Genomic DNA, 5,102 nt, shown 5'->3' with positions numbered 1-5,102 from the left:
CGGCCAATGCGCCGCGCATGTACACCGTGCGCCTGAACTATGACACCAGCAGTTTCAGCGGCGTGCAGTTCCTGTCGACCTTCAGCATGAAGCAACCAGGCGGCGCGGTGTACCCCAAGGTGCCCGATCCGCTGGTGGCCGACCCCGAATCGGTGCGCATCGACCGCGCCACGGGCAACCATGTCTGGGTCAGCGAGGGGGATCGCACGCTGGCCACGGGCACGAGCGCTGCGCGCATCATCGACCCGTTCATCCGCGAGGTGCGCCCCGACGGCACGCATGTGCGCGAGTACCAGATCCCCGCGATGTTCCGCATGTCGGCCGACAACACCGGTCCGCGTGGCAACCTGGCGTTCGAGGGCATCGCCTTCACGCCCGACAACAGCCGGGCGGCCGTGCTGATGGAGGGCGCGCTGTTGCAGGATGGCCCGGCATCGACCACCACCGCCGGCAGCGTCTCGCGCATCACGATGTTCGACCGCAGCACCGGTGCCGCCGTGGCGCAGTACGCCTACCCCGTCGACAGGGTGCAGGCCATGCCGGTGCCGGCAGACCAGTTCACGGTCAGCGGCGCGACGGAAATCCTGGCCCTGAGCGCCACGCGCTTCCTGGTGCTGGAGCGCAGCTTCTCGGTGGGCGTGGTGGGCAACCAGGCGCGCCTGTACGAGATCAACACCGCCAATGCCACCAATGTGCTGGCCACGGCCGCACTGGCCGGGGCCGCCTACACGCCGGTCACCAAGCGCCTGGTGCTCGATTTCGAGACGATCAAGGGCCCACTGGGCGGCATTGCCAATCTGGAGGGCATCACCTTCGGCCCCAAGTTGGCCAATGGCCGCGATTCGCTGGTGGTGGTGGCGGACGACAACTTCCCCACGGCCGAGTCGACCACCGACCGCAATCAGTACCTGGTATTTGAAGTGCTTCCTTGATCCCGGTCATTGTTGATCGCGATGTGAATGCATGGCGGGCCCGGAAGGCCCGCCATGCTGCCTATAATTGGTCACCATGTTCCGGAGCCTTGTCGCCGTCTTCCTCCTGCACTTTCTGCTGTGCGTGGGGATTTCCGTCGTCGGTTCCAGCAAACCCCTGCCGTCGTTCGAGCCGCAGAAGGACCTCGCGGCACTGAGCCAGTCCGCACCGGGGCACGACGCCCCCGTCGCCAATTCCGACGCCGACGACCATGCCCTGCTCGATGACCGGCAGGACTTTCCAGACCTGCTCCAGCCCAGGACACTGGCCGATACCGCAGCCGCTGCGACCGAAGGCCTGATCTCGCTCGCCCTGGTGCGCACGCCTTCCGTGGCCGTTGCGCCACCGCACAAGCCGCCAAGGGCTCCAGGCATCGTCGCCTGAGGATCGCTCATCCGGCCTACGGCCGGCTCCTCCTTCGGTGCATCCGAAGTGGTTTTTTCACTGCTTTGCCCCCTGGGCAGCCCCAAGCCGCGCGCATCTGGCTGTTGCGCAATCCCTTTGCCTTGAATCAAACGCCGCCGGCCCCTTGGCGCTGCCCGCACCGGAGCGCCATGGCCTATGGCCCCTGAAATCCACCATGGAAATCGCCCATACCCCCTGTCCAGGGCTTGACCTGTCCGGGACGCCATCGTGACCGAGTTCTCCTGGCTGATTGCTCCGAGGACGCGCGCAGTCTGGCCGCGCTGGCGGTTCGCCTTCGCAGCGGCTGCCATTGCCCTGGGTGCCGCCTGCATGGACGGCTACCCCAAGCAGGACGCACCGGTGTCGGACCCGTTTGGCATGACCCAGGCCCAGCGCCTGGCGCACATGAACACGCTGGGGTCCGAGGCCCACCCCGAGCGCCGCTGGAGCTACCGGCTGCTGCCCGGCTGTGTGCTGCGCATCGATGTCGATGGCCCCGGCGGGCCCCAGGCGCCGCTGTCGATCCCCTTGCTCGGTTCGGTCGTGCAGGTCGCGGCCGACAGGGCCGACGGCACCTTCGACGTGGATGTGGCCAACGGCCGGGCGCCTGCGGCATCCGTGCTGGAGGCACTTGACTGGGGCCAGGCGGGCTGGATGCAGTTGCTGCTGCGGGTGGTGCAAAAGGGCTGCGCCGATGCCTGAAAGAAGAAGCTTGAACAAGAACAACGACCGGGTGCTCGCGAAACACCCCCAACCCCACTTTCGGAGTAGCCGCCATGCGCCTGACCACCCGTAGCAAATTTGCCGTCGTCGCCATCGTGGACCTGGCGTCCCGTTCCGTGGGCAGCCCGGTGGCGCTGTCCGCCCTGAGCGAGCGGTACGAAATTTCCGTGTCCTACCTGGAGGTGCTGTTCAGCGGCCTGCGCCAGGCGGGGCTGGTGGCCAGCACGCGGGGCCCTGGGGGTGGCTACACCCTGGCCCGGGGCGCGCGCGATATCTCGGTGGCCGACATCGTGCTGGCCTCCGAGGTCGGCAAGCCCGGCGGGGCCGGGCGGACGGCCGACGCCATGAGCAGCTCGCAAGGCGCCATGACGGCAGACCTCTGGGCCGCCTTCAACCACTCCGTGATGGAATACCTGGCCTCGGTGTCCGTGGCCGAACTGGTGAGCCAGCAGGCCCCTGTCGAGAGCCGTCCACCGGTGACGGTGATGGAGAAAATCAGCGCTGCCAAGCGGGCCAAGCCCCAGCCGCAGCTGCCCCGGGAGGGGGTGCCCAACTCTGTCTTTGCCTTGGGCGCTTCCCGGGCGCTCGAATAGCCGCCGGTAGCGCTGCGGGCCCGGCAGACCCGCACGGGCAGGCGGCCTGCTTACTTGGCGGCGGCGCGTGCCGCTTCTGCCTTGGCCTTGGCCTCGTCGGCCTTGCGCTGCAGCTCCTTGGCTTCCTTCTCGGCGGCCTCGGCTTCCTTGGCCTTGGCATCCTTGTCTGCGCTCGACGGGCCTGCGATGGCGCTGCCCACCATGGCGCCAGCCACGCCGCCTACTGCGGCCGCGCCCAGGGTGGAGCCGATGCCGGGGCGTGCTGCGGGCGCCGCCGCTGCGGCAGGGGCCGCTGCAGCTGGGGCTGCGGTTGCGGCTGCCGGCGTGCTGGGCGTTGCGGGTGCCTTGGGCGCAACGGTCGCGGTCGGGGCTGCGGGCGCTGGCGCGGGGCGTGCCGCGGCAGGCTTGCTGCCACCCATGCGCTTGGCGTGGGCGAGCGTGGGAACGGTCAGGGAGGCGATGGCCAGCGCGATGACGGCGGAGGTGGTGCGAAGCGATGCGTTCATGGGGAGTCCTGGTCCTTGGGGTGAAGGTGATGGAACATGCTACTGAACCAGCCCTTGGCCCTGCGCCACCAAAGGCATTGGGGGCGCATGGATACCCATCCGCGTTCGGCCCTCAACCCAGCTTGTGGACCATCTCCTCGATCTCCTGGCGGTCCAGCTCCCGGCGCTGCTCCAGGTGGTCGATGACCTGCGCGAGCAGCCGTGCCGTGCGCTCCGCAGTGGTCGAGTCCTGCTCGGTGAGCCGGTCGAAGACCAGCTGGTAGGTGTCCTTGTATGCGATGGCGCTCATGGTCGGCTCCAAGTGTCGTGGGCACATTCTGGGCGCGTGCAGCTGGGCACGCTGTAGGCCGAGGGGCGGTGTCGCTGTAGTGTGACCGCGCTAGTTCGCACGTTCCTGGCACGAAGAAAAAAGGGTGCCCCGGCTAGCCGGAAGCACCCAAGGGAGGGATTCAGAGAAAGGGACGGACGGAATGGCGGGCTTCAGCCGCTCACGCCCACGCGCAACCTGGCCACGTAGCCGCTGGCGTTGTCACCCGTCACCGTGGCGGTCTGCAGCGAGACACCGTCGCTGAACACGTTGTCGGTGGCGAACGAGATCTGCGAGAGGTTGCGCACGCTGGCGCTGTAGCCATCGGTGGTGTAGACCTGCTGGCACACGGCCGTGGGGAAGGCCATCTGCGAGGTGCGGATGGAATTGGAACCGCGCGTGGCGCTGGCCAGGTTGCGGTACACCTCGAAATGGATGTGCGGCATGCGGCCCGAATAGCAGCCCGGGAAGATGGACTGGAAGTTGGCCAACCCCGAGGCGCTGGTCTCCTGCACGCCGCGCAGGTAGTTCTCGTTGGTGACGCCGTTCGAGTACATCGAATACAGGCCGTCGCGTGTGCAATGCCACAGGTAGATCGCATAGCCCGACAGCGTGGAGCAGCTTGACGCGGTGTTGACCAGTTCCAGCTCCACGCGCAGCGGGATGCCGGCCGCGATGCCCGTGGCGCCGCCGATGCTGGGGCGGATGTCGCTGCGCACGATGCCCGAGAGCGTGAGCGCATTGGCCACGCCCGACTGGTTGCTGTTGGTGCCATCGCCGGGGTAGGGGCCGGCCGTCTCCTGCGGGATGATGCTGCAGGTCTGGCTGGTGGCGCCGCCCGCGGCCAGACCCACCCAGTGCGACAGGGGCCCCAGGTTCAGGAAGGCGTAGCCGGTTTCTCGGCCATAGGCATACAGGTTCGAATCCTGCAGGCTCACGCCCAGATAGTTGTCGGTGGTGGGGTAGAAGCGGAAGATGAAATTTTCGTTGCTCTGCGCCACGGCGGAGCTGGCCGGGAACCACTGCGGGTAGGTGGACTGGGCCCAGTTGAGCACGGTGCTGGTGTCGCTGGCCGTGTCGGCCATGCTGTTGCCCGAGAGCAGGGACAGGGGGGCCATGCTGCCCACGGCCAGCCAGCGCAGGGCGTTGCGGCGCGTGGCGGCCTGGCGGGTCAGGGTTTGGAGGTCGTGCTGGAGGCCGTGGTGGTGGGCGGTGGTGTCGTCGTGGTACAGGGCGTTGTTGTTCATGGGCTTGCTTGCTGGTTCTGGTGGAAGAAGGAAATCATTCACTCATTCACCCGAACTGCGCTGCCTTGGACTGGCTGTCTGGGTGACTGTGTGCACAGTGTCTCGCCAGCCTGTAAGTTTTGTATATGTAGTTTGTGTCGTGGTTGAAATGAAGCGCCGTAGGGGCGTCGTGGGAATGGCTTGGTCGGTGGTTGGGCCTTGCCTGGTTTGAGGGCGGGAGCCGGGTCTCGGCCCGGCGGCCGAGGTACCTTTCTTTGCGTCGCCAAAGAAAGGTACCCCAAAGAAAGGCGACCCCGCTGCCCGTGTCCCCCTCGCCGGGGGCGAGGGGGCAGCCTGCGATGCTCGGTCC

At 67.4% G+C, this 5,102-nt stretch carries 7 protein-coding genes; 4 read left to right on the top strand and 3 right to left on the bottom strand.

Going from position 1 to position 5,102, the window contains the following annotated elements:
* The 4 genes from ACK59X_RS25290 to ACK59X_RS25275 all read left to right on the top strand — a co-directional run.
* On the top strand, positions 1 to 932 hold a 932-nt coding region (locus ACK59X_RS25290), incomplete at its 5' end, for an esterase-like activity of phytase family protein (protein ID WP_409961166.1).
* Between the two features lie 76 nt (positions 933 to 1,008).
* Positions 1,009 to 1,356: a hypothetical protein gene (locus ACK59X_RS25285; protein WP_409961164.1), complete on the top strand. Its 348-nt coding sequence runs from the start codon at positions 1,009 to 1,011 to the stop codon at positions 1,354 to 1,356.
* Positions 1,357 to 1,605: 249 nt separating this feature from the next.
* Positions 1,606 to 2,079 (top strand): hypothetical protein, encoded by a 474-nt coding sequence (locus ACK59X_RS25280; protein WP_409961162.1) that lies wholly within the window; start codon positions 1,606 to 1,608, stop codon positions 2,077 to 2,079.
* A 74-nt stretch (positions 2,080 to 2,153) separates the two neighbouring features.
* Complete coding sequence (locus ACK59X_RS25275; protein WP_409961160.1) at positions 2,154 to 2,693, top strand: Rrf2 family transcriptional regulator; 540 nt, start codon at positions 2,154 to 2,156, stop codon at positions 2,691 to 2,693.
* Between the two features lie 50 nt (positions 2,694 to 2,743).
* Here ACK59X_RS25275 and ACK59X_RS25270 read toward each other — a convergent pair whose 3' ends face one another.
* The 3 genes from ACK59X_RS25270 to ACK59X_RS25260 all read right to left on the bottom strand — a co-directional run bounded on the left by ACK59X_RS25270 (position 2,744) and on the right by ACK59X_RS25260 (position 4,753).
* Positions 2,744 to 3,199: an ABC transporter substrate-binding protein gene (locus tag ACK59X_RS25270; protein WP_409961159.1), complete on the bottom strand. Its 456-nt coding sequence runs from the start codon at positions 3,197 to 3,199 to the stop codon at positions 2,744 to 2,746.
* Positions 3,200 to 3,311: 112 nt separating this feature from the next.
* On the bottom strand, positions 3,312 to 3,488 hold the full coding sequence (locus ACK59X_RS25265; RefSeq protein ID WP_184860808.1) for a hypothetical protein: 177 nt from the start codon (positions 3,486 to 3,488) through the stop codon (positions 3,312 to 3,314).
* 191 nt (positions 3,489 to 3,679) lie between these two features.
* Complete coding sequence (locus ACK59X_RS25260) at positions 3,680 to 4,753, bottom strand: intradiol ring-cleavage dioxygenase (RefSeq protein WP_409961157.1); 1,074 nt, start codon at positions 4,751 to 4,753, stop codon at positions 3,680 to 3,682.
* Positions 4,754 to 5,102 lie beyond the last annotated feature (349 nt).

The sequence above is a fragment of the Acidovorax sp. genome, from assembly GCF_046339755.1.
Classification (GTDB): Bacteria; Pseudomonadota; Gammaproteobacteria; order Burkholderiales; family Burkholderiaceae_C; genus Acidovorax.
The sequence above is the reverse complement of the archived record's forward strand: the minus strand, read 5'-3'. Positions and strand labels throughout refer to the sequence as shown.